The organism is Yunchengibacter salinarum, assembly GCF_037658235.1.
Lineage (GTDB): Bacteria > Pseudomonadota > Alphaproteobacteria > Sphingomonadales > Kordiimonadaceae > Yunchengibacter > Yunchengibacter salinarum.
On sequence record NZ_JBBJLN010000004.1, the window covers coordinates 99,434 to 123,826 of the forward strand.

Genomic DNA, 24,393 nt, shown 5'->3' on the forward strand with positions numbered 1-24,393 from the left:
ATCCCGGTTGATGGCGTGCCACGCGCCCTGAACCCACGAAATGATAAACGGCCCATCCCCGAATGGAGGATGGGCCGTCCGTCTTGCCCGCAGGAGGGGGAGGGAGTTCCTGCCAGGGCGTGTTGCGACCCGCGAGAGACAAAGGGGCGGGCCGGGTGCGCCCAAAGGCGCACCGGGGGAGATCAGGCGATCACCGTCAGATGTTGAGTTTCTGGGAACCGCGCCCGAATTCGGGATAGGCTTCCAGCCCCAGTTCGGAAACGTCGGAGCCCACTTCCTCTTCCGCATCGCTCAGGCGGATGCCCACGGTCAGCTTCAGGGCGAACCAGGTCACCGCGCTCAGCAGGCTGACAAAGGCACCCACGGCCAGAATGCCGATCAACTGCGTTACAAAGCTGGCGTCCGCATTGGTCAGCGGCACCACCAGCGTGCCCCAGATGCCGCAGATCAGGTGAACCGAAATGGCACCCACCACGTCGTCGATCTTCAGCCGGTCCAGCACGGGCACGGCCAGAACCACCAGCACACCCCCCACAGCGCCGATAAAGACGGCGGCGATGGGCGTGGGCGTATCAGGCCCCGCCGTGATGGACACAAGGCCCGCCAGCGCGCCGTTCAGCACCATGGACAGGTCCACCTTCTTGTAGATCAGCTTGGTGGTGGCCATGGCCGCGACCACACCACCGGCGGCGGCCATATTGGTGTTGACAAAGATATTGGAAACGGCCACCGCGTCCGCCGCCGAGCCCAGCGCCAGTTGGGATGCACCGTTGAAGCCGAACCAGCCCACCCACAGAATGAAGGTGCCAAGGGTTGCCAGCGGCAGATTGGAGCCCGGCATGGGGCGCACGCGGCCCTGCTTGTCATAGCGGCCCAGTCGCGGCCCCAGAACCAGCGCACCTACCAGCGCGGCCCAGCCACCGGCGGAATGCACGATGGTGGAGCCGGCAAAGTCGGCAAAGCCCATTTCGCTCAGCCAGCCGCCGCCCCAGGTCCAGGCGCCCTGTACGGGATAGATCACCGCGGCCAGAAGGGCCGTGAAGATAAAGAAGGGGAAAAGGCGGATACGCTCCGCCACTGTGCCGGACACGATCGAGGCCGTGGTGGCCACGAACACCATCTGGAAGAAAAAGTCGGAGCCAGCAGCATATCCGCTGCCGCCGCCCATATCGCCACCCTCAAGGGCCGCCGCATCATTGGCGAACCATAGCGCGGGATTGCCGATATAGCTTCCCACATCGGCATACATCAGATTGTAGCCCACCAGCAGATACATGATACCCGCAATGGCATAGAGGACGATATTCTTAACGCAGATGTCGGCCACATTCTTGCCGCGCACCAGGCCCGCTTCCAGCATGGCGAAACCGGCGGCCATCCACATCACCAGGAAGCCCCCGATCAGGAAAAGCAGCGTGTTGAGAATATAAGCGGTCTCGGCGTCCGGGGCGGCCAGGGCCGGGCTCGAAAGCCCTACCGTGCCGCCCAGGGCCGCGGCGGTCACCGCGCACATGCGAACAGGTCCCCATTTCATGCGTTTACTCCTTGTTTTATCTTGCTGGACACGGCAGCACCCCGCCGAGTCAATGGCCATCCATCAGCATGAGCCGTGCCAACTGTAATGCGCTGCAATAAAGCGGGCTTTTCGGGCGATTTTCGCTCATTGCCATCCGGTCATCGTGCCCTATCGCTAAGCATTGCCTAAAAAACAGGCAGCAAATCGCGGGCAATCTGGCGGGTCTTGACCGGCCACGGCTGGCCATGACCGATGGATGGCCGAACACCGGGGGCGCGGCTGAATTGTTCGCCATGAATCAGGCGGTCCCACAAAAGGCGCCGACGAAAAAGCGGTCATGAAAAGATGTGGGGAGCGCCCGAGGGGCCTTCGGGCGGGGAATGGCGGGGAGGGTGGGATTCGAACCCACGGAAGGCTCGCACCTTCGCCGGTTTTCAAGACCGGTGCAATCGACCACTCTGCCACCTCCCCCCAAACGCATTCGGGGTTGCGCCCCGGTTGCCAGGTCGATCCGGCGGGGCGCGCGACACAGGCTCTAGCGCAGCGGCCCGGCGCTGTCCAGCCCCCAGAAGGGCTGGCGGGGTGGTCTCGCTTGCAGGGCGGGAAGTTGGCTGCTAGACAGTTTGTCCCGCCTGGCCGGGGCCACCCTTGGAGACAATCAGGAAGGATCGAACCGCGTGAGCGACAATACCCCCATACCGCCGGAAGAGCGGGACGTTCAGCCGATCACCATCGAGGAGGAAATGAAAACCTCCTATCTGGATTACGCGATGAGCGTGATCGTCTCCCGCGCGCTGCCCGATGCGCGCGACGGCCTGAAGCCGGTCCATCGCCGTATTCTGTATGCCATGCAGGAAAACGGCTATGAATGGAACAAGCCGTACAAGAAGTCCGCCCGCATCGTCGGGGACGTGATGGGTAAATATCACCCGCACGGGGATTCGGCGATTTATGACGCGCTGGTGCGCATGGCGCAGAATTTCTCCATGCGCGCGCCGCTGGTGGACGGGCAGGGCAATTTCGGCTCCATGGACGGGGACGGGGCGGCGGCCATGCGCTACACCGAAGCCCGCATGGCCAAGATTTCCGGCATGATCTTGGCGGACATCGACAAGGAAACGGTCGATTTCCAGCCCAACTATGATGAAAGCGAGCATGAGCCCAAGGTTCTGCCCGCGCGCTTTCCCAATCTTCTGGTCAATGGCGCCAGCGGCATCGCCGTGGGCATGGCCACCAATATTCCGCCCCACAATCTGGGCGAAGTGATCGATGCCACGCTGGCCCTGATCGACGATCCGAAGCTGGACAATGCGGGCCTGATGGAACACCTGCCGGGGCCGGACTTTCCCACCGGCGGCACCATTCTGGGCCTGAAGGGTATCCGCGATGCCTATGAGACAGGGCGCGGCTCCATCACCATTCGGTCCAAAAGCCATGTGGAAGAGGTGCGCAAGGACCGTGAGGCCATCATTATTACCGAAGTTCCCTATCAGGTGAACAAGGCGGCGATGATCGAGAAGATCGCCGAATGTGTTCAGTCCAAGCGGATCGAGGGCATTTCGGACATCCGTGACGAGTCCGACCGGGAGGGTGTCCGCGTCGTTATCGAGATCAAGCGCGACGCCATGGCGGACGTGGTTCTCAATCAGCTTTACCGCTACACTCAGGTGCAGACCAGCTTCGGCATCAACATGCTGGCGCTGATCGGCGGCAAGCCGGAGCAGATGTCCCTTAGGGAGGTTCTGGAGAGCTTCATCGACTTCCGCGAGGAAGTGATCACCCGGCGCACCAAGTACGAGCTGAAAAAAGCGCGGGACCGGGCGCACCTGATGGTGGGGCTGGTGACCGCCGTAGCCAATATCGACGAGGTGGTGGCCATCATCCGCGGTGCCGGGTCGCCAGCGGAAGCGCGGGAAGAATTGACCGCGCGCGCATGGGATGCGGCGGAAATCCTGCCCTATCTGGAACTGATCAATGAAGCGCAGAGTGCCGCCACCGATGGCACCTACCGCCTGTCGGAGCGGCAGGTGAAGGCCATTCTGGACCTGCGCCTGCACCGCCTGACTGCGCTGGGCCGGGACGAGATCGGCGGCGAACTGGAAGAGCTGGCGGAAAAAATTCGGGACTATCTGGCCATTCTGCAAAGCCGCACCCGGCTGTTCGAGGTTCTGCGGGAAGAACTGGTGGCCGTGCGGGACGAGTTCGCCAATGATCGCCGCACCCGGATCGATCCGGCAGCCGCTGGTGATTTCAACGAGGAAGACCTGATCGCGCCGGAAGACATGGTGGTGACCGTCACCCATTCCGGCTATATCAAGCGCGTGCCGCTGGATACCTATCGCGCCCAGCGCCGGGGTGGAAAGGGCCGCTCCGGGATGCAGACGAAGGACGAGGACTTCCTGTCCACCGTTTTCGTGGCGGGCACCCATGCGCCGGTCCTGTTCTTCACCAATCTGGGGCAGGTGTACAAGCTGAAGGTCTGGCGTCTGCCCCTTGGCACGCCGCAGTCTCGCGGCAAGGCCGTGATCAATCTGCTGCCGCTTGAAAAGGGCGAAACGGTTCAGACCATTCTGCCGCTGCCCGAAGACGAAGACACATGGGCCGACTTTGACGTGATGTTCGCCACGTCGCACGGCAATGTAAGGCGCAATGCGCTTTCCGATTTCTCCAATGTGAAATCCAACGGCAAGATCGCCATTCGTTTCGCCGAAGAGGGTGACAGCCTCGTGGGCGTCGAAATGTGCCGGGAGGAAGACGACGTGCTGCTGGCCGCAAGCGGTGGCCGGGCGATTCGCTTTAATGTGGATGCAGTGCGCCGCTTCGCGGGCCGCACATCCACGGGCGTGCGCGGTATGCGCCTGGAAGGGGACGACCGGGTGGTGTCCATGCACATCGTCAACCGGCACCACTGGGACCGGGAGGCGCGAGAGGCTTATCTCAAGGCCGCTCAGTGGAAGGCCGATCCGGCGCCCGCGACCCTGCCGGAAGACCAGATGGCCGACATGGCGGAGGTGGAGCAGTTCATTCTGACCGTGACCGCCAATGGCTTCGGCAAACGCACCAGCGCATTTGAATATCGCCGCACCAACCGGGGCGGGCAGGGGATCTGGAACACTCCGTCGGACCCGGCGCTGCGCGCGGAACTGGGGCCCGTGGTGGCCGCTTTCCCGATCGCACCGGATGAGCAGGTGATGATGGTGACCGATCAGGGCAAGCTGATCCGCACCCCGGTGGACGATGTGCGTATCGCCGCGCGCAACACCAAGGGCGTGCGCCTGTTCCGGGTCTCGTCGGATGAGCATATCGTCTCGGTGGCCGCACTGAAGGATACGGGCGGGGAAACGGATGCGGATGCAGAAGAACCGGTCGATGGCGAAACCCCGGATGAGGGCGACGCCAATGCATCGGATTCAGGGGAAAGCTGACCGGTGAGTGGCTAGCGCGCCCACCGCGAGAATGGGGAGTACAGGCGTGACCTATCGACATACGGGTGTCTATCCGGGCACATTCGACCCGATCACCAATGGTCATCTGGACATCATCAAGCGGGCGCTCCGCCTGGTGGACCGGCTGGTTATCGGCGTTGCCACCAATCCCAGCAAGAATCCGTTGTTCGATCTGGAAGAACGGGTGGACATGGTTACCACTCAGTGCCAGCCGCTCGCCGACAGTGAAGGCGTGATTCTGGAAGTGGTGCCCTTTGACGAACTGTTGATGCATTTCGCCGAGCGGGTGGGCGCGCAGGTGATCATTCGCGGCCTCAGGGCGGTATCCGATTTTGAATATGAATTCCAGATGACAGGCATGAACTACCAGCTCAACCCGAACATAGAGACGGTTTTCCTGATGGCCGACCCGCGCTATCAGACCATAGCATCCAAGCTGGTGAAAGAAGTGGCCCGCTATGGGGGTGACATTTCCTATTTCGTGGCGCCGGAAGTTGAAAGGCGGGTGGAAGCCCGTGTTTCCCGGCGTGTTTGAGAAAATCCATGTCCCCAGATCAATTTGGCGTGCCCCTTGCAAAAATGGGAAACAAGGCGGTGGCCCCGCCTTTTCCCGGAAAGGGAAGATGATGAAACACTTGATTGTGGGACTGGCAACCATGTTGGGCTTGATGATGCAGCAACTTCCCCCCGAAGCAGACGCGGACGACGGGCCCGCCGCGGGCCCGGCTGCGGAAAATCTGGTATATCTTGAGTTGGAAACAGGCCGCGTGACCATCGCGCTGCGCCCGGACAAGGCGCCGAAAACCGTGGCCCGGTTCAAGCAACTGATCCGGGACGATTTCTATGACGGGCAAATCTTTCACCGCGTGATCGAAGGCTTCATGGCCCAGACGGGCGACCCCACCGGCACCGGGCGCGGCGGGTCCGGCAAGAATCTGGAAGCGGAATTCAACGATCTTCCCCATATGCGCGGAACCGTTTCCATGGCGCGGGCGGAAGACCCGAACTCCGCCGATAGCCAGTGGTTCATCGCCTTCAACCGGCTGCCGCATCTGGACGGGGACTATACCGCCTTTGGCCGTGTGATCGCGGGCATGGAGCATGTGGATCAGATCAAGCGCGGCGAGCCGCCGCAAAACCCCTCTAAAATCATGGGGATCGAGATTGCCGCGGATGTGGACGACGGCGCGGCGGACGCGGCCACCACACAGCGGGGCTCCCCGGAAGAAGGCGGCTCCTGAGCGCTTCCCCTTTCTGCCGGTTCCTCGAAGAATATCGGGCGTCGCTTCCGGGCGGCGCCTTTTTCTTGTCTGCAACCCGGCGATGGGCTAAATGCCCGATCCATGGATGTTGACCTTTTCAATTTCGACCTGCCGGAAGACCGCATCGCTCTGCGCCCCGCCCGCCCGCGGGACAGCGCAGCCATGCTGATCGTGCGCCCGCGGGAGCCCCTGGGCGATGGCGGCCTGCTGGATGCGGGCGTGCTGGACCTGCCGAACCAATTGCAAGCGGGCGATTGCCTTGTCTTCAACGACACCCGCGTCATACCGGGCCGCCTGAAGGGCAGGCGCGGCGCGGCACGCATGGAAATCACGCTGCACAAACGGGAAAGCCCCACCCGGTGGCGGGTTTTTGCCCGCCCGGCAAAAAAGGCGCGGCCCGGTGACCGGCTCGATTTCGATGGTCTGTCGGCGGAAGTTCTGGAAGCGGGCGAGGCCGGAGAACGGCTGATCCGCTTTCTGGTGGACGAGGCGGACATGGGCCGGGCACTGGAACAGTTCGGTGCCATGCCGCTACCCCCCTATATCGCGGCCCAGCGGCCCGAAGACGCTCAGGACCGGGAAGACTATCAGACCCTGTTCGCCGCCCGCGACGGCGCCGTTGCCGCCCCCACCGCGGGCCTGCACTTCACGCCCCGGCTGATGGATCGGATCGCCGCGCGCGGGCTGGATGTGGCCCGGTTGACCCTGCATGTGGGCGCTGGCACCTTTTTGCCGGTCAAGGCGTCGGATACACAAGATCATCATATGCACGCGGAATGGGGGGAGGTTACCCCCGAAACCGCCGCGCATCTGAATGCGGTGCGGGCGCGGGGCGGGCGGATCGTCGCCGTGGGCACCACATCCCTGCGCCTGCTGGAAACGGCGGCGGACGCGGCGGGCACCATCCATCCCTTCAAGGGGGATACGGATATCTTCATCACGCCGGGTTATCGTTTCCGCGGCATTGACGCGCTGATGACCAATTTTCACCTGCCCAAATCCACTCTGTTCATGCTGGTGAGCGCCTTTTCCGGGCTGGATCGGATGCGTGCGGCCTATGATCATGCGGTGGCCATGGGGTACCGGTTCTACAGTTACGGCGATGCCTGCCTGCTGTTTCCACAGGAAGGCGCCACATGACATCACCGTCCGCCCGTTTCCGCTTCGATATTCATGAGACCGACGGCGCCGCCCGGCGTGGCCGGATCACCATGGCGCGCGGCACCATAGAGACACCGGCCTTCATGCCCGTGGGCACGGCAGGCACGGTCAAGGGAATGTTGCCGGAAAATGTGCGGGAAACCGGCGCGGATATCCTGTTGGGCAACACTTATCACCTGATGCTGCGCCCCGGCGCGGATCGCGTGGAACGGCTCGGCGGCCTGCACCGTTTCATGAACTGGCCCCGGCCAATCCTGACGGATTCCGGGGGGTTTCAGGTGATGTCGCTGTCAGAGCTGCGCAAGATGACGGAGGAGGGCGTTACCTTCAAATCCCATGTGGACGGGCGCCGGATTCTGATGACGCCGGAAAGCTCCATGGCGATACAGCGCAAGCTTGGCAGCGATATCGTCATGGCTTTCGACGAATGCACCCCATATCCGGCGAGCGAGGACACCGCCCGGCAGTCCATGGAGCTGTCCATGCGCTGGGCGGCCCGCTCCCGCGCGGGCTTTGACGCGGGGGATGAGCACACCGCCCGCTCGGCGCTGTTCGGCATTGTGCAGGGCAGCGTGTATGAGGATCTGCGCGCCCGGTCCATCGATGCGCTCACCGATATCGGCTTTGACGGCCTGGCCGTGGGCGGTCTGGCCGTGGGGGAGGGGCAGGACGAGATGTTCCGCGTGCTGGACTTCACCATGCCCCGTATGCCGGCCAGCAGCCCCCGCTATCTGATGGGGGTTGGCAAGCCGCCCGACATTATCGGTGCCGTGGAGCGTGGAATCGATATGTTCGATTGTGTCATGCCCACCCGATCCGGGCGAACCGGGCAGGCGTTCACGCGCCACGGCCCGATCAATATGAAAAACGCCCGGCACAAGGATGATGACCGCCCCATCGATGCCGCCTGCTCCTGCCCGGCGTGCAGCGATTATGGCCGGGCCTATGTGCACCATCTGATCCGCAGCGGCGAAATGCTGGGGGCCATCCTGCTCACCTGGCACAATCTGCGCTTCTATCAGGACCTGATGGCGGACCTGCGCGCCGCCATTGCTGATAGCCGCCTGACACGCTTTGCCGAAGACTGGCGCGCCACCTATGCCCTCGGCGATATCGACGCCCGCCCCACCTTTCAGGACTCCCCCGGCTGACCCCGTTTCCCGCCCCGCCGGGTTGCCCATTCGGCGGCGGGATAAAAAACCTGAAAAAAGGGGATATTACGGGCTTGACCACAGGGGGCGATGTTTCTATGTTCCGCCGCGTCGCCAAGGACGGGCCCGTAGCTCAGCTGGTAGAGCAACTGACTTTTAATCAGTAGGTCACAGGTTCGAACCCTGTCGGGCTCACCAATCACATCAAGGGCTTAGCCATTTCAGGCTAAGCCCTTTTTGTATGCACGGAAGCAATACAGAAGCAGGAGAGATCGGGGGCGCTGCGGATCTGAATATCGGCGGCGTGAATGAGAGCGCACCCGGAACGGCTCTGACCCTCAAGCGGGTAGGGCGCGGTTCAGGCGTTTTTCCAGTACGTCGTCATCCACGGGTTTGACCAGATACCCTTGTGCGCCCGCTTGTTTGGCTTTCAGGACATTGTGCTGATCGGCGCTGCTGGTCATGAAAATGATCGGGGTGTTGGCGCGTCTTGGCTCGAAACGTCGCCCAACCGCCCGGCGCAGGCTGGTGCAGAAATCGAAGCCGCCCATGGGTTGCATCCGTATGTCGCACAGGATCAGATCATAGGGGCGCTGATCCAGACAGCGCAGGGCTTCGGAGCCGTCGCCTGCCACATCGATGCGCCCCACATTCAGCTTTGACAACTGCTGACTGATCACCTTCTGGGTCGTGGGATCGTCTTCCACCACCAGAATAACCGATTTCTTGAAGCGATCCATGATGTCCCCCCTCATCTGTTCCGCATCCCTGTTCCCGATCATGACTGCAAACGGGACAAATCACAACATGACGGGTGACGGACAACGCAGCGCTTGCTAATGGTCAATGGTGGCGCACCTGCGCGACAAAGGGGGGAGAAATCATGGATTTGGCCGCACTGTTCCTGCAACCGGAAAATCTGGCCGCTTTGGCGAGCCTTATCGTGATGGAAGTGGTTCTGGGCATCGACAATCTGATGTTCGTCAGCATTCTGGCCGCACGCCTGCCAGAGCACCAGCAACAAAAGGCGCGGCTACTGGGTGTCGGCTTGGCCTTTGTCTTTCGCATCCTTCTGTTGTTCAGTCTGGCCTTTTTGATCGGCCTGACCGAGCCGGTCATCACGGTATTCGGCCAACCCTTTTCCTGGCGCAATCTGATCATGCTGGGGGGCGGCCTGTTCCTGATCTGGAAGGCCACCAGCGAAATGCACGAACATCTCGACCCGCTGGGCGAGAAGCCCGGCACCGGGGGCGCCACGGCGGCCTTTGGTATGGTGGTGGCGCAGGTGGTCGTGCTCGATCTGGTATTTTCCATCGACAGCATCCTCACCGCGATCGGCATGACGCTGCATCTGCCCATCATGGTGCTGGCGATCTTTGTCAGTCTTGTAGTTATGCTGCTGGCGGCCCGGCCCCTGGGTGATTTCGTAACACAGAATCCCACCGTGATCATGCTGGCGCTGGGCTTTCTGCTGGTGATCGGCATGACCCTGCTGGCGGAAGGGTTCGGCGCCCACATTCCCAAGGGTTATATCTATGCCGCCATTGCCTTTTCCGCCTTCGTGGAGGCCTTGAACACCATTCGCCGTCGCCGCCTGGACCGAAAGCGGAAAAACGCGTAAGGCGGCGGCTTGCGTTTGCCTGCGGCGGGTGCCAAAACAGGGGTTCAGGTGCGCACTGACAAGGGAGTCTTCGGTGATCCGATTCATCAAAAATGCGGTTTATATGTCTGGTATAGCGGTTTTTTTCGCACAAGTTGCGTGGGCCGACAAGACAACGGCTGACGAAAATGCCGATGCCGGGGAAGACGCGCGATTCCAGTCTTTCGTGGCGGATGTCCGGCGGGAGGCCGAGGACCGCGGAATCAAGCCGGAAACCCTGAACAGCGCCTTTGAAAATGTCACCCTGCTGCGGCGGGTCATTTCGCGGGACCGCAATCAGCCGGAAGTGAAGCAGACCTATGCCCGCTATCTGAGCCTTCGGGTGTCGGACTGGCGAAAGACCAAGGGCCGGGAAATGATGGCCGAGGAGGCGGAGACGCTGAAACAGGCTGGTGCCCGTTTCGGGGTCCAGCCCCGGTTTATTTCGGCCATCTGGGGGATCGAAACCAATTATGGCACCGTGGATCTCAGCATCGACGTGTTCGACGCGGTCACCACGCTGGCCTTTGATCGCCGCCGCGCGAAGCGCTTCAGGAAGGAGCTTTTCGCCGCGCTTGAAATTCTCGACCGCGATCTTGCCCCGCGCGATCTGATGCGCAGCAGTTGGGCCGGCGCCATGGGTCAACCGCAGTTCATGCCGCAGAATTATCTGCGCCTCGCGGTGGATCAGAACGAAGACGGCGTGCGCGACATCTGGCACACGCGGGCGGATGTATTCGCCTCCATCGCCAACTATCTCAAAAGCTGGGGCTGGCGCGACGATCAGACATGGGGCCGGGTGGTCACACTGCCTGAAGGCGGCGAAACGCGGCTGGACGCCCCCCAGTCCGACGGGATCGAGCCGGATCGGGTCTGCAAGCCTTTTAAAAGCATTGGCGCCTGGCGGAACCTTCAGAAATGGCAGGAACTGGGGGTCCGCCGGGCCAATGGGGATGACCTGCCCGCCCGCTCCCTGCCCGCGGCGCTGATCATGGGCGACCGGGGCGACGGAAAAGGCTATATTGTCTATCGCAACTTCTGTTCATTGCTGCGCTATAATCCATCCTTCAAATATGCGTTGGCGGTCGGTCTTCTTTCCGACGCAATCGCAGGCCAGGACGGATAGAAAACAGGCTTGGAGGCTTGGTGGGATGAAAACAACGCTTCTGATGGTTCTGGCGCTTGCCCTTGGCGCATGCAGCCTGCCATTCGGCGGCGGCAATGACCGGGTGGAAACGGTTCATGGTGGCGGGGTTCTGCCCCGCGGGGAGAATGGCGGGGAACGCAAGATCGGCAAGCCTTACAAGGTAGCCGGTCGCTGGTACACACCAAAGGAAGACCCCGGCTATGACCGCGTGGGCTATGCCAGTTGGTATGGGCGGAAATTCCACGGCAAGCGCACCGCCAATGGCGAAATCTACGACATGAATCAGCTCACGGCAGCCCACAAGACATTGCCGCTGCCCAGCTTTGTCAAGGTGACCAACCTTGAAAACGGGCGCTCCCTGATCTTGCGCGTCAATGATCGCGGGCCTTTCGTTGGCGATCGGATTATCGACATTTCGCGCCGGGGGGCGCAGCTTCTGGGGTTTGAGAAACAGGGTGTGACCAAAGTGCGCGTGCAGATCGCGGACCCCGACGGCGGCATCCGCAACAAGCCCCGCATTGCCCGCCAACAGGTGGAGCCACGTGCCGTGGACACGGCGGAGGCGACCTTCGTGCAGGTTGGGGCATTCGCCGATCAGGCCAATGCCCGCGCCCGTGTGCAGGCGCTGGCCAGACAGGGCATCAAGGCCAGTGTTCAGCGGGCGAAGACCGCGCGTGGCCTGTTCTACCGGGTTCGCCTTGGCCCGTTTGCACGCCGCAATCAGGCCGAAGACATGCTTGACCGGGTCATGAACGGTGGTTTTTATGAGGCCCGCATTTTCACGGAGGCCTCCCGATGAGGAGGGCCTTTTCCCCACGTCATCCCACACATCGGGATGATCAGCTTTTTCAGGATCGCACAATGCTTTATTCGCGCATTTCGGCCTTTTTGTCCCGGTTTTCACGCATCGCCGCGCTGCTCGGCGCCCTGGCGCTGGTATTTTTCGCCGATATCCGCCCTGCGGCCGCGCAAGTGCTGCGCACACCAGCCGAACACGCCATCATGATCGAAGCGGATACGGGCGCCGTTCTGTTTGAAAAAGCGGCGGGGGAGACACTCCAACCCGCTTCCATGACCAAGCTGATGACCACCTATCTGGCATTCGAGGCGGTGAAGGATGGCGTGATCTCCCTGCAGGATCAGGTCACCGTATCCGATGAAGCCTGGCGCAACTGGAACAATCGCGGTTCCACCATGTTTCTGCGGGCAGGGGATACGGTCACGGTGGAAGACCTGCTGAAAGGCATTATCGTGCTTTCGGGCAATGATGCCTGCGTGGTGCTGGCGGAATATCTGGCCGGGTCGCACAGTGCTTTTGTGGAATGGATGAATGCCAAGGCCGACCAGTTAGCCATGGATGACAGCCATTTCGAGAACGCCAATGGCTGGCCGGCCGAGGGCCATGTGATGACGGCGCGGGATCTGGCCACCCTGTCCCTGCGGCTGATCAATGATTTCCCGGACCTGTATCCCATGTTCGCCCAGCGGGAATATGTCTATAAAAACTTCACCTCCAACCGCTACAACCGCAATCCGCTGCTGGGCAACCTGGCAGGCGCCGATGGCTTGAAAACGGGCCACACGGAAGCCTCCGGCTATGGCCTTGCCGGTTCGGCCCAGCGGGATGGGCGGCGTCTCATTCTGGTCGTCAGCGGGCTGGACAGCACAGCCGCGCGGATGCGCGAAAGCCGCCGCCTGCTGCAATATGGCTTCCGCAATTTCAAGCATTATCCCCTGTTGCGCGGCGGGGAAACCGTGGACTATGCGGAAGTCTGGCTGGGTGACAATCCCACCGTGCCGCTGATGCTGGAAGAGGACCTGGCCCTGACAATGTCTCACGCCCAGCGCGCCCAGATGGAAGTTTCCGTGGCCTATGACAATCCGCTGCCAGCGCCAGTGCGGCAGGGGGACCGGGTCGGCACACTGACCGTTACCATGCCGGGGCGAGACCCCATCGAGCGCCCCTTGCTGGCCGGGGAAAGCATTGAAGAGATCAGCGGCTTCGCGCGGATCGGCGCGGCGATCGAATATTATCTTTTCGGGTCGGCCGGTCAGGCACCCGGCGAAGGAACGCCTTGATGCGACAGACGGACGGCGTTCCCGGCACGGGCCTGTTCATCACGCTGGAAGGCGGGGAAGGGGCGGGCAAGACCACCCAGCGTCACTTTCTCGGCGCCGCGCTGAAGGCGGTGGGGCTGGACACGCTGGTCACCCGTGAGCCGGGCGGCAACCCCCAGGCTGAAGCGCTGCGCGCCATGCTCCTCACCGGGGACGTGGACCGCTGGACGCCCATGACCGAGGCTCTGTTGATGACCGCCGCCCGAACCGAGCATGTGGTGCGCACGATCAAGCCCGCGCTTCAGGCGGGGCGCTGTGTGTTGTGCGACCGGTTTTCCGATTCCACCATCGCCTATCAGGGCGCGGGGCACGGGCTTGGCATGGGGGCCATGCGCTCCTTGCAGGAAACCGCGTTCGGTCGTTTTCGCCCGGACCTGACCCTGATCCTCGACCTGCCTGTAAAAACCGGCCTCACCCGCGCGCGCAGCCGGGAAACGGCCCGGTCGGACGCGGAAGACAGGTTTGAAAACATGGATGTGGCCTTTCATGAACGGCTGCGCGCCGCCTTTCTGGAAATTGCCGACCTTGAGCCCGATCGCTGTGCCGTGATTTCCGCCGATGGCACACCGCAGGAAGTGTTCGACCGGCTTTGGGATGCCGTCGCCGATCGCCTGCCGGTGAGGGATCTGTTGCCCGAAGCCCGCGCCGAGGCACTGGCCGCCGGGCGGGAGCATGGCAATGGCTGATCCCGCAAGCCGCGAAACCGGGCAGGGCGACACCACCCCGCCCCCACCCAGAGAGAATGATCATCTGGCCGGGCACGAGACAGCCGAAGCCGCCATTGCCGAGGCTGTTTTTCGCGGTCAGATGCATCATGCCTGGCTGATTCAGGGCCCCGGCGGCATCGGCAAGGCCACCTTTGCGTGGCGGGTGGCCAAATATCTGCACAGCCTTGACGGGCCGGAAAACAGTGCCGACGGGGGCCTGTTCGGAGACGATCTGCCCGCCAACCCGCCCGAACGCCTGAGCATTGACAGCCAGGATCCCAGGGTGCGCCGGGTGGCGAACGGGGCACACGGCGATGTGCGCGCCCTGAGCCCGGCCCCCATGAAATCGAATGCCAACCGGCTCAGCCGTGAAATCAAGGTGGAGCAGGTACGCGATCTGATCGGCTTTTTTCAGCAGACCCGTTCGGAAAGCGCCTGGCGGGTGGCGATCATCGATGCTGCTGACAATTTGAATACCAGCGCATCCAACGCCTTGCTGAAACTTCTTGAAGAACCGCCTGAGCGGTCTGTTCTGCTGCTGGTGGCCCATAATCCGGGCCGGCTTCTGCCCACCATTCGCAGCCGGTGCCGGGCGCTCAGCCTCCGGCCATTGGCACCCGTGGCCATGCGGGACGTGCTACAGCATGTGCTGGGTGACCTCGCGGAAGAAACGGTGGAAAGGCTCGCCGCACTGAGCGACGGTGCGCCGGGCCGGGCCATTCGCCTGCGCGCCGCTGGCGGGGAAGACCTGTATGCCAACATGCTGAGCCTGCTGGAAGGGTGCCCGCGACCTGACCGCGCCCGGTTGCACAAATTCGCCGAAAGCCTGGCATCCCCCAGCGCGGAAGAGCAGTTCGATATCTTCCGCACTTTGCTGGAAGGCTGGATGATGCGCCTGATCCGATATGCCAGTGGGGACGCCAAAAGCCCAATCCCCGGCGAAGAAGGACTGATGAGCCGCTATGCCAGCGCCGCAGGGGTTGCGGACTGGCTGACCCTGTGGGACAAACTGCGCCAGAAACTGGACCAGGCAAAGGGCCTGAACATCGATCTGAAGCTGGCCATTCTGGCCGTGTTTCTGGAGATTGATGGCACGCTGTCCGGCGCCTGAACAAGCAAAAAAGCCGCTGCCTGACTTGCACGATCAGGGCCGAAACGGCGCGGCGCACGGCCATCATTACCGGAGAAACAGGGTTCATGAGCACGCCGGATTATATTGTCGATAGCCACTGCCACCTGAACTATGACGGTCTGAAGGATCAGGAAGCCGCGGTGGTGGAGCGCGCCCGCACCGCCGGGGTGGGCTGTATGCTGGCGATCAATACCAAGCTTGCCCAATATGACGAAATTCTGGGCCTGACAGAGCGATACGACGATGTGTTCGGCACAGTGGGCGTACACCCGCATGAAGCCGCCAATGAACCCGATATACCGCTGGATGCGCTGCTTGGTCGGGCGGAACCGCGCAAGATCGTGGGCATCGGGGAAACCGGGCTGGACTATTATTACGACAATGCGCCGCGCACCCTGCAGCAGACCAATTTCCGCACCCATATGGCGGCATCGCGGGAAACGGGGCTGCCGCTTATCGTTCATACGCGGGATGCGGACGAAGACTGTGTGCGAATTCTACGGGAAGAAAGCGCACGCGGCGCCTTTCCCGGCGTCATTCACTGCTTCACGGCCACGCGCTGGCTGGCGGAAGCGGCGCTGGACCTGGGCTTTTACATATCCATATCCGGCATCGTAACCTTCAAAAACGCCAAGGACCTGCAGGAAATCGTGCGCGATCTGCCGCTGGATCGACTGCTGGTGGAGACGGACAGCCCGTTTCTGGCGCCCGTTCCCCACAGGGGCAAAAAGTGCGAGCCCGCCTTTGTGGTGGATACGGCGCGCTTTATCGCGGACCTGAAGGGCATCCCATTCGAAGAGCTGCGCGCGCGTACCACGGAAAATTTCTTTACGCTGTTCAACCGGATCACGCCGCCAGAAGGCGCGGGGCAGGCGGCATGAAAGTCACCGTTCTGGGCTGCGGCACCTCCGGCGGCGTTCCCAAGGCGCCTGAATACTGGGGCCAGTGCGATCCCGCCAACCCCAGGAACCGCCGCAGCCGTGCCAGTGTCCATGTGACGGGCGCGGACGGCACATCCATCCTGTTCGACACCTCGCCCGATCTGCGCACCCAGGTTCTGGACAATGGCATCACACGGCTGGACGGCGTGTTTCTGACCCATGACCATGCGGATCATGTGCATGGCATTGACGATCTGCGCGGCTTTTTCCATGTCCGCGAAGGCGTGCCGGTGCCCGTTCACGGAACGCGGGATACAATGGATGTGGTGACGGGCCGCTTCAATTATGTATTCCACAGCCAGACCGGCTATCCCGCCATTGCCGAAGCCCGCATCATCACGCCGGGCGAGCCGGTTTCGGTTGGCGACCTGACCGTCACCGCCTTCGAGCAACAGCACGGGCCGGTCATGTCGCTGGGGCTCAGAGTGGGCGATGTGGCCTATTCGACGGATGTGGAGACCCTGCCTGAAAGTGCGTTCGAAGCCCTGGCTGGCGTGAAGGTGTGGATCGTGGATGCCCTGCGCCGGCGCCCCCATCCCACCCACGCCCACCTTGACCGCACGCTGGACTGGATCGCGCGGCTACGCCCCGAAAGGGCGATTTTGACCCATATGGACTGGTCCATGGATTATGACACACTCCGCCGGGAACTGCCGGACGGGGTGGAGCCGGGCTTTGACGGGCTGTGCGTAACCGTCTGACCAAAGCACCCGGTGGGCCATGCGCCGATTGACCAGTGCTGGACGATCCCCCTCAGGCAGCCTATCCTTTATATTACGCGCAGCACATGGATCAGACGGAAATGCCATGACGGCCTGGAAACCAGATCAAAACCGGCCAGAGCAGGGGCCCAGCGTGCCTTCCCACGGACGGCTCGCGGGCGATGAGACAAAAGCACAAGGCCGCTGGACACGGCTGATCGTGCTGTTTCTGGCCGTATGCCTGCTTCTGTTCGGGCTTTCTCTGGCTTTTCCTTCAGACCGGGGGTTTGACGCCTATTTCGTGCGCGCACTTGTGATACTGGCCCTTTTTGGCGGCGCGGCGGTCTTCTGGTCCAGCAGCGGTGGCCGGCGCCTGATGGGCATGGCGGGCCTGTGGGCCGTGATTGTCATGACGACTTCCGGCTTTTATCTTTATCGTAGCGACTTTTCCACACGCTTCATGTCGGCACTGGACCCATCCGCGGTTATCACCGCACCGGACGGCGGCATGATCGTGCATCGGGGCGCCGATGGCCATTTCTGGCTGCGGGCGGAAATTGACGGCATTCCGCTACGCCTGATGGTGGATACGGGCGCCAGTAATGTGGTGCTGTCACCCACGGATGCACGGCGCATCGGCTTTGACATGTCCGCGCTCAGCTTCGATGGCAAAGCCGCCACGGCCAACGGCTTCGTAAAATTCGCCCGCGCACGGGTGGACAGACTGAAAGTGGGCAATGCCACCTTGAACGATATGGAAGTCACCATAAACGGCTCTGACATGAATGGATCACTGTTCGGCCTGAAAGCCCTGAACCATTTTTCCAGCTTCGAATTTCGCGGCGAAACACTCATCCTCAGGCCATGAGCGCCGTGGTGCTTCCAGCCTTTAAAAGGATCGATCAGGCCATTGGAATAAAAGGGAAAAACTAACAATCTCTGTGCACCCACAGGCACCTGAAGCGCCGCTTGCCATGGTTCCCGAAAAGAATGACGTTCGCGCCGGACAGATCCCTTAACAGTCCCATAATTTCCCATAATATAAATTATGCGCCAAATCTGCTTAACCGAGAATCCGAAAAGGGCCGCCTACAGCCGCCTTGCGCCATTGAGAATTATTCCCCTCTCAGCCTGCCTCTCAGGCTATCCTGAGCAATCCAGTCGACCTGATGCGCCAGATCTCTTGGCGCGCCCCTCCTTCACACCACGTTCAATCGCTTCATCGATCACCGCCATCGCTTCATCATGGCTGATGATTTCCGCGCTTGCCTCACAGGCGGCAACCAGTTCTTCCAAGCTGTCGGGCCAATCCAGTTCGGGTATGTCGCTGCGATGTGCCATAACCTCAATCCTGCTCAAAAAAAACGCCTTAAAATTCTCTCCAATAGCCTGTCAGAGTAATTCTATCATCTTGCCGCCTTTATCGGCAATGCGACGCTTCATGGCCCCGTATGCTTCATCGTCCAGGGCGCGGATGCCGGGCTCCACAAGGCGCACATCAAACCCTTCCCTGAGGCCGTCCAGCGCGGTAAATCCCACGCATACGTCCCCGGCAAGGCCCACCAGATCAAGGCACATGGCTCCCTTTTCGCGCAAATAGCCGGAAAGCCCCGTGGCGCGGGCGTGATTATTGTCGAAAAAGGCGCTGTAACTGTCCACTTCCGGGTCCAGCCCCTTGCGGAAGATCGCCTCTATGGGGCGTGCATCCAGATCCTTGTGCAGCCGGGCGCCTTCACTGCCCTGAACGCAGTGGTCCGGCCACAGGGTCTGCGGCTCTCCATGCAGCATGATTTCCTCGAACTGTGCACGCCCCTCATGGCTGGATGCGAAACTGCCATGGCCTTTCGGGTGCCAGTCCTGGCTAGCCACCACCAGATCATAATCGCCCATCAGCCGGTTGATCACCGGCACGATGGCGTCTCCATCCGGCACGGCGAGCGCGCCGCCGGGCATGAAGTCGTTCTGGACATCCACAATGACCAGTGTTTTCATTCCGTCCTCCTCATTGATCTGGCCAGATCGTCCCGCGCCTGTTTCAACCGCGGTGAAAGCCCCACCCTGTACAGGTGCGGGTTGTCGAACCGCTTATAGGCGTCATCCAGCCGGGCCAGGCGATCGGCGGCGCGGGCCTGCAAGGTCATCACATCCGGCAGGGGGATCGTGACTTTCCCATCCGTCATCACCTTATGAAGAACAGGTTCCAACTTGTTGTTTCCAATGCATGTTCTTTTGTCCGGGTCCGTTGAATGATCGAACCGTTTCGGCGGGTCTTCATCCGCCATCGCCACCCCGTCAAGGCCCAGCCAAACGCCATCTGGGTCGGTCAGGCGATAAACCTGCTTGCGACCCGGCAGGGTGATCTTTTCCCGCGTCTCGGACAGTTTCAAGCAAGGGCGCGCATTCACCGCCACCAGTTTGTACACCCCGTCGAGCGCCCCGTCCGGCGCCCCGATGACCAGATTGGTACCCACGCCGAACAGGTCGATTGGCGCGCCCTGCTCCTTCAGGCTCTTGATGGTCGTCTCATCCAGCTTGTTGGAGGCGGCGATCTTCACACCCGGCAGGCCCGCATCATCCAGCATCCGCCGCGCGGAGCGGGACAGATAAGCCAGATCGCCGCTATCCAGCCGAATCCCCTTCAGGCGATCACCACGGGCCGCCATCTCCTTGCCCACCCGAATGGCATTGGGCACGCCGCTTCTCAGGGTGTCATAGGTGTCTACCAACAGCACGCAATTGTCGGGGTGGGCTTTGGCGAAAGCCTGAAAGGCGGCCAGTTCGCTTTCATGAGCCTGTACGAAACTGTGCGCCATGGTTCCGGACAGCGGCAGGCCATAATCCTGCGCGGCCCGCACATTGCTGGTGCTGTCAAAACCGCCAATCACCGCCGCGCGCGCCGCATAATGGCCGCCGGGCCCCTGCGCCCGGCGCAGGCCGAAATCCGCCAGACCCGCCTGCCCCGCCGCCCGGCGCATACGGCTGGCCTTGGTGGCGATCAGGGTTTGATAATTGAGGATGTTGAGCAGCAGGGTCTCAACCAGTTGGGCTTCGATCAACGGCGCTTCCACCGTAAGCACGGGGCGACCGGGGAACACCACGTCTCCTTCGATCGCCGCGCGCACCGTGCCGGTAAAGCGAAACCCGGACAGATAGCGAAGAAAGTCCGCATTCAGCCCCTGCTCCTTGAGAAAGGCGAGATCATCGGTCTCGAACCGCAACGTTTCCAGCGCTTTCAGGGCATCGTTCAGCCCGGCAAACAAAGCGTAGCCGCCACCAAAGGGGCAATCACGGAAAAAATAATCGAAAACGGCCCGATCATCGCTGCGCCCCGCCAGGAAATAGGCTTCCGCCATGGCCAGTTGATAGCGATCCGTATAAGTGCCTGTAAAATCGAACACACTGTCTCCTTCAGTCATAACCGTCACATCGTGACCGAAAGCGGACCCTGCAACCCCCTTTGCCCATGCAGCACCTGCTGCTAAGAGAGAGCGGCACACCGATCACCTGAAAAGGCTGCCCCATGCCCCCCACCAATACCAGACCCTTTTATGACGCGCTTATCATTGGCGGTGGCGCTGCCGGGCTGATGTGCGGGCTCAGCGCCGGGCGGCGTGGCAAGCGGGTCGCCATTCTGGAGCACAATGCCTCAGTCGGAGCGAAAATACTGATTTCCGGCGGCGGACGCTGCAATTTCACCAATCTGGACGTGGAACCGGGCCGCTTCATCAGCGGCAACCCCCATTTCGCCAAGTCGGCGCTGGCGCGCTATACGGCCTATGATTTCATGGGGTTTCTGGGGGAAGCCGGACTTGCCTGGCATGAAAAAACGCTGGGCCAACTGTTCTGTGACCAGAAATCCGGGGCGGTTGTAAAGGCGCTGACCGATGCCTGCGCAGCGGCAGGCGCGGAGCTGATCACCCGATGCGCGGTGAAAGCCGTGGCGACGAACGGGGACCAGGGCTACCGGGTGGAAACCGATCAGGGCGCGTTTCACGCACGGCAGCTTGTGGTTGCCAGCGGCGGGCTGTCCATCCCGAAAATGGGCGCCACCGGGCTCGCCTATGACATTGCCAGACAGTTTGACGTGCCAGTGGTGCCACCGGAACCGGCGCTGGTGCCCTTCACCTTTGATGATGCCACACGGGCAAAAACCGCGCCTCTGGCGGGTGTGGCCCAGCCATGCACGGCCCGCACGGGGAAAACCGGCTTTGTTGAAAACCTGCTGTTCACCCATCGCGGCCTGTCCGGCCCGGCCATATTGCAGATATCCAGCTATTGGCGGCCCGGTATGCCGGTGGTGCTGGACCTGCTTTCCGGCCAGGGGGACGCGGGCACCCTGCTCCAGACCGCCCGCGCGGAGCGACCGGGGCAGGCAGTGTCCCGCGTCTTGTCCGAGCATATGCCCAAACGGCTCGCCGCCTTTCTGGCGGAGCCGGACCACCCCCTAGGGCAGCTTTCCAACAAGGCCATAGCCGCCCTTGCGGATCGCCTGCACCGCTGGCAGGTTATCCCCACCGGTACGGAGGGTTTCAAGAAAGCGGAAGTCACCCGTGGCGGTGTGGATACCCACGCGCTGGACAGCCGGACCATGGCGGTGAAGGGCCGGGAAAGCCTTTATTTCATCGGTGAATGTGTGGATGTAACCGGCTGGCTGGGCGGATATAATTTCCAGTGGGCCTGGTCCAGTGGCTGGGCCGCGGCGCAGGCATTGTGAAGCGCCCCACCCCGAACCCGCACAGGAGATCAACCATGCAACACCTGCCCTCGCTCAGGAAAACAGGCGGTGCGATGCTGGCCATTCTGGCGCTCAGCCTGCCCGCATTCGCCGGGGAAGCCCATGTGAAAGACGCCGAGGTTACGGCCCGCGGCGGCACATGGAGCTTCAGCGTCACCATTCAGCACGACGATGAAGGCTGGTCCCATTATGCCGATCGCTATGAGATCGTCGGGCCGGGTGGTGAAGTCCTTGGCACGCGGGTGCTGCGCCATCCCCATAGCTCGAAGCCCTTTACCCGCTCTCTCGCCGGGGTCACCATTCCGGCGGATGTGCGCGAAGTGACGGTTCGCGCACATGACAAGGTGCACGGGCTTGGCGGCGAAACACTGACCCTGACCCTGCCGGAGCCGGACTGACACCCGCACCGATCCGCGTTTTCCTGTCCGCCGCGCCTGAACGCATGGCCTTGTTATCCGCGCTGTCACGCGCTTTTTGCCGGAGAATTGAATGAGTTCGCCCCTCGACCGATTACGCGCCATCATGGCCGCACTGCGAGACCCGAAAACAGGCTGCCCGTGGGACGTGGAACAGAGCTTCGAAACCATTGCCCCCTATACGATCGAGGAAGCCTATGAGGTGGACGACGCCATTCGCGCCGGGGATTGGTCGGCCCTGAAGGACGAGCTCGGCGACTTGCTGCTACAGGTGGTGTTCCACAGCCGGATCGCGGAAGAAGCGGGGCTGTTCAGTTTTGATGACGTGGCCGAGGCCATTGCCCACAAAATGGTGCGTCGCCATCCCCATGTGTTCGGCGATGCCCCGATCCATAGCGCCGGCGCGCAATCAGCCAACTGGGAAGCGCAAAAGGAAGCGGAGCGCCAGGCCGTCGCGGATCGGGAAGGCCGCCGCCCATCCGCGCTGGATGGCGTGGCACCTGCCCTGCCCGCCCTGCTGCGCGCCCACAAGCTGCAAAAACGCGCCGCCCGCGTGGGGTTCGACTGGAACGACCCGGATGCGGTGCTGGACAAGATCGCAGAAGAAGCGCGGGAATTGGCGGAAGCCCGCCATGACGGAGACCGGGACCACATAAGGGAGGAAATGGGCGATCTTCTCTTTGTTGTCGTCAATCTGGCCCGGCATCTGAAGCTGGACCCGGAAGAGGCCCTGCGCGGCGGCAACGCCAAGTTCGAGCGCCGCTTCCGCGCCATGGAGGACGCCATCGCCGAAGCGGGCGAAAGACCGGATGCGCTCAGTCTGGATCAGTTGGAAGAGGTCTGGCAGGCCGTGAAACGCCGGGAAAAAACACACATATAGGGTGTTTCCATGACGCGGACGTGGCCGCAGGCGGCAGGGCTCAGTCCCTCGCGCCCGCCGCCAGCGCCGGGTGGCGCTTTTCAAAGCGCGCCCAGCGCACCGGGTCCAGCCGGGCTGTCATGTGAACGCCCGTGTCCGTCATGGCTTCATCCAGAATGCGGGCATTGGCCTTCAGCCAGCTTTGACTGGCGCCATCCTGAAACGGAATGGTCAGGCTGATGGTCACGTCATCCGCCGCAAGCGTGCCGTCCACCGCGGCGATCAGGTCTTCCACGCCCTCACCTGTCATGGCGGATAGCAGCACCCGATCCTGATGGCGCTCCGCCTGCATGGCCAGTTCACGGCGTGTATCCCCGTCCATGCAGTCGGCCTTGTTGAATACCTCGATAATGGGCATGTCCGGGCTGTCCACATCCACACCGAGATCGGCCAGAACCGCGTTCACATCCGCCTTCTGCAATGCGCTGTCCGGGTGTGCGCCATCACGCACATGCAGGATCAGGTCCGCTTCCAGCACTTCTTCCAGCGTGGCGCGGAAGGCGGCCACAAGCGTGGTGGGCAGGTCTGAAATAAAGCCGACCGTATCCGACAGGATCACCTTGCGCCCGCTGGGCAGTTCCAGGGCGCGCATGGTGGGGTCCAGCGTGGCGAACAGCATATCTTCCGCCATCACATCCGATTCCGTCAGGCGGTTGAACAGGGTGGATTTGCCCGCATTGGTATAGCCCACCAGCGCCACCACGGGATACGGCGCCTGTTCCCGCTGCTTGCGGTGCAGCCCACGGGTCCGGGTGACCGTTTCAAGCTGGCGCTTGATGCGGGTGATACGATCCTGAATCATGCGGCGATCCGCCTCGATCTGGGTTTCCCCCGGACCGCCAATAAAGCCAAGCCCGCCGCGCTGGCGCTCAAGGTGGGTCCATGACCGCACGAGCCGGCTTTTCTGATAGGTCAGATGGGCCAGCTCCACCTGCAATTCCCCCTCGCGGGTGCTGGCGCGCTCCCCGAAAATTTCCAGGATCAGGGCGGTGCGATCAATCACCTTGGTTTTCAGGCGCCGTTCCAGGTTGCGCTGCTGAATGGGGCTGAGGTCGCAGTCGAAGATCACCAGGTCGATGCCGTCCGCCGCCACAAGGTCGGCCACGTCATCGCATTTGCCTGGCCCGATATAGCTGTCTGGCCGGATACGGGGAAGCGGCACGGTCTCCGCGCCCACCAGGTGGATGTCAAGCGCTTGAGCCAGACCGATGGCCTCTTCCAGCCGTGCCTCCGGGCTGCGACCGCGCGTGGCGGTGCGGCGGTCTTTTTCGAACGGATGCAACACCAGAACACGTTGCCCGCCTTCGCCCCCCAGAACGCCCCCACCTTCCGTGGACCAGCCTTCCTGGCCGTGGGCCTCCTCAATGCGTTGACGGGTTATGTCGGCATTGCCATCGCTCAA

The 24,393-nt window shown here is 62.1% G+C and carries 23 protein-coding genes and 2 tRNA genes; 18 read left to right on the forward strand and 7 right to left on the reverse strand.

Annotated features, from left to right (window positions below; genetic code table 11):
• Positions 1-196 precede the first annotated feature (196 nt).
• Both amtB and WGH93_RS05465 read right to left on the reverse strand, forming a co-directional pair.
• Complete coding sequence (amtB, locus tag WGH93_RS05460) at positions 197-1,534, reverse strand: ammonium transporter AmtB (protein ID WP_374763857.1); 1,338 nt, start codon at positions 1,532-1,534, stop codon at positions 197-199.
• A gap of 363 nt (positions 1,535-1,897) precedes the next feature.
• Positions 1,898-1,987, reverse strand: a tRNA-Ser gene (locus WGH93_RS05465).
• 206 nt (positions 1,988-2,193) lie between these two features.
• Here WGH93_RS05465 and gyrA point away from each other — a divergent pair.
• From gyrA to WGH93_RS05495, 6 genes are all read left to right on the forward strand, one after another.
• Positions 2,194-4,941, forward strand: coding sequence for a DNA gyrase subunit A (gene gyrA / locus WGH93_RS05470; RefSeq protein ID WP_374763858.1), 2,748 nt, complete (start codon positions 2,194-2,196; stop codon positions 4,939-4,941).
• 46 nt (positions 4,942-4,987) lie between these two features.
• The gene (gene coaD / locus WGH93_RS05475) at positions 4,988-5,497 is read left to right on the forward strand and encodes a pantetheine-phosphate adenylyltransferase (protein ID WP_374763859.1); all 510 of its coding nucleotides are present in this window, start codon (positions 4,988-4,990) and stop codon (positions 5,495-5,497) included.
• An 88-nt stretch (positions 5,498-5,585) separates the two neighbouring features.
• Positions 5,586-6,203 carry a peptidylprolyl isomerase gene (locus WGH93_RS05480; protein WP_374763860.1) on the forward strand — a complete coding sequence of 206 codons (618 nt, stop codon included), beginning with the start codon at positions 5,586-5,588 and terminating at the stop codon, positions 6,201-6,203.
• 102 nt (positions 6,204-6,305) lie between these two features.
• Positions 6,306-7,364, forward strand: coding sequence for a tRNA preQ1(34) S-adenosylmethionine ribosyltransferase-isomerase QueA (gene queA, locus WGH93_RS05485; RefSeq protein WP_374763861.1), 1,059 nt, complete (start codon positions 6,306-6,308; stop codon positions 7,362-7,364).
• Positions 7,361-8,536 carry a tRNA guanosine(34) transglycosylase Tgt gene (gene tgt, locus WGH93_RS05490; protein WP_374763862.1) on the forward strand — a complete coding sequence of 392 codons (1,176 nt, stop codon included), beginning with the start codon at positions 7,361-7,363 and terminating at the stop codon, positions 8,534-8,536. The genes queA and tgt overlap by 4 nt, the downstream gene beginning before the upstream one ends.
• Positions 8,537-8,658: 122 nt before the next feature.
• A tRNA-Lys gene (locus tag WGH93_RS05495) sits at positions 8,659-8,734 on the forward strand.
• 140 nt (positions 8,735-8,874) lie between these two features.
• On the opposite strand, the gene WGH93_RS05500 is transcribed toward WGH93_RS05495, so the two are convergent.
• Entirely contained in the window at positions 8,875-9,276 is a 402-nt protein-coding gene (locus WGH93_RS05500; protein WP_374763863.1) for a response regulator, read from the reverse strand.
• Between the two features lie 143 nt (positions 9,277-9,419).
• Here WGH93_RS05500 and WGH93_RS05505 point away from each other — a divergent pair, with 143 nt between their 5' ends.
• The 9 genes from WGH93_RS05505 to WGH93_RS05545 all read left to right on the forward strand — a co-directional run bounded on the left by WGH93_RS05505 (position 9,420) and on the right by WGH93_RS05545 (position 17,789).
• Positions 9,420-10,157 (forward strand): TerC family protein, encoded by a 738-nt coding sequence (locus WGH93_RS05505; protein WP_374763864.1) that lies wholly within the window; start codon positions 9,420-9,422, stop codon positions 10,155-10,157.
• A 103-nt stretch (positions 10,158-10,260) separates the two neighbouring features.
• The gene (locus WGH93_RS05510) at positions 10,261-11,301 is read left to right on the forward strand and encodes a lytic murein transglycosylase (protein ID WP_374763865.1); all 1,041 of its coding nucleotides are present in this window, start codon (positions 10,261-10,263) and stop codon (positions 11,299-11,301) included.
• A 25-nt stretch (positions 11,302-11,326) separates the two neighbouring features.
• Positions 11,327-12,121, forward strand: a complete 795-nt coding sequence (locus WGH93_RS05515; protein ID WP_374763866.1) for a septal ring lytic transglycosylase RlpA family protein — start codon at positions 11,327-11,329, stop codon at positions 12,119-12,121.
• A 62-nt stretch (positions 12,122-12,183) separates the two neighbouring features.
• Positions 12,184-13,401, forward strand: coding sequence for a D-alanyl-D-alanine carboxypeptidase family protein (locus tag WGH93_RS05520; RefSeq protein WP_374763867.1), 1,218 nt, complete (start codon positions 12,184-12,186; stop codon positions 13,399-13,401).
• Positions 13,401-14,126: a dTMP kinase gene (tmk, locus tag WGH93_RS05525; protein WP_374763868.1), complete on the forward strand. Its 726-nt coding sequence runs from the start codon at positions 13,401-13,403 to the stop codon at positions 14,124-14,126. The genes WGH93_RS05520 and tmk overlap by 1 nt, the downstream gene beginning before the upstream one ends.
• Complete coding sequence (locus tag WGH93_RS05530; protein WP_374763869.1) at positions 14,119-15,258, forward strand: DNA polymerase III subunit delta'; 1,140 nt, start codon at positions 14,119-14,121, stop codon at positions 15,256-15,258. Before tmk ends, WGH93_RS05530 begins: the two co-directional genes overlap by 8 nt.
• 86 nt (positions 15,259-15,344) lie before the next feature.
• Positions 15,345-16,160: a TatD family hydrolase gene (locus WGH93_RS05535; RefSeq protein ID WP_374763870.1), complete on the forward strand. Its 816-nt coding sequence runs from the start codon at positions 15,345-15,347 to the stop codon at positions 16,158-16,160.
• Positions 16,157-16,921 carry an MBL fold metallo-hydrolase gene (locus tag WGH93_RS05540; RefSeq protein WP_374763871.1) on the forward strand — a complete coding sequence of 255 codons (765 nt, stop codon included), beginning with the start codon at positions 16,157-16,159 and terminating at the stop codon, positions 16,919-16,921. Before WGH93_RS05535 ends, WGH93_RS05540 begins: the two co-directional genes overlap by 4 nt.
• A 106-nt stretch (positions 16,922-17,027) precedes the next feature.
• Positions 17,028-17,789, forward strand: a complete 762-nt coding sequence (locus WGH93_RS05545; RefSeq protein WP_374763872.1) for a retropepsin-like aspartic protease family protein — start codon at positions 17,028-17,030, stop codon at positions 17,787-17,789.
• Between the two features lie 275 nt (positions 17,790-18,064).
• Here WGH93_RS05545 and WGH93_RS05550 read toward each other — a convergent pair whose 3' ends face one another.
• From WGH93_RS05550 to WGH93_RS05560, 3 genes are read right to left on the reverse strand one after another with little or no spacing between them, the layout of a single operon-like run.
• Positions 18,065-18,262, reverse strand: coding sequence for a hypothetical protein (locus WGH93_RS05550; RefSeq protein ID WP_374763873.1), 198 nt, complete (start codon positions 18,260-18,262; stop codon positions 18,065-18,067).
• A 51-nt stretch (positions 18,263-18,313) separates the two neighbouring features.
• Positions 18,314-18,913, reverse strand: a complete 600-nt coding sequence (gene pncA / locus WGH93_RS05555) for a bifunctional nicotinamidase/pyrazinamidase (protein ID WP_374763874.1) — start codon at positions 18,911-18,913, stop codon at positions 18,314-18,316.
• A complete protein-coding gene (locus WGH93_RS05560; RefSeq protein ID WP_374763875.1) occupies positions 18,910-20,319 on the reverse strand; it encodes a nicotinate phosphoribosyltransferase in 1,410 nt (469 codons plus the stop codon). The genes pncA and WGH93_RS05560 overlap by 4 nt, the downstream gene beginning before the upstream one ends.
• A 122-nt stretch (positions 20,320-20,441) precedes the next feature.
• Here WGH93_RS05560 and WGH93_RS05565 point away from each other — a divergent pair, with 122 nt between their 5' ends.
• The 3 genes from WGH93_RS05565 (at position 20,442) to mazG (ending at position 22,952) form a co-directional block, all read left to right on the forward strand.
• On the forward strand, positions 20,442-21,635 hold the full coding sequence (locus WGH93_RS05565; RefSeq protein WP_374763876.1) for a BaiN/RdsA family NAD(P)/FAD-dependent oxidoreductase: 1,194 nt from the start codon (positions 20,442-20,444) through the stop codon (positions 21,633-21,635).
• Positions 21,636-21,670: 35 nt separating this feature from the next.
• Positions 21,671-22,054: a hypothetical protein gene (locus WGH93_RS05570; protein WP_374763877.1), complete on the forward strand. Its 384-nt coding sequence runs from the start codon at positions 21,671-21,673 to the stop codon at positions 22,052-22,054.
• 91 nt (positions 22,055-22,145) lie between these two features.
• On the forward strand, positions 22,146-22,952 hold the full coding sequence (mazG, locus tag WGH93_RS05575; protein ID WP_374763878.1) for a nucleoside triphosphate pyrophosphohydrolase: 807 nt from the start codon (positions 22,146-22,148) through the stop codon (positions 22,950-22,952).
• A gap of 40 nt (positions 22,953-22,992) precedes the next feature.
• Here the strand turns inward: mazG and hflX are convergent, their stop codons facing one another.
• Entirely contained in the window at positions 22,993-24,393 is a 1,401-nt protein-coding gene (gene hflX / locus WGH93_RS05580; protein ID WP_374763879.1) for a GTPase HflX, read from the reverse strand.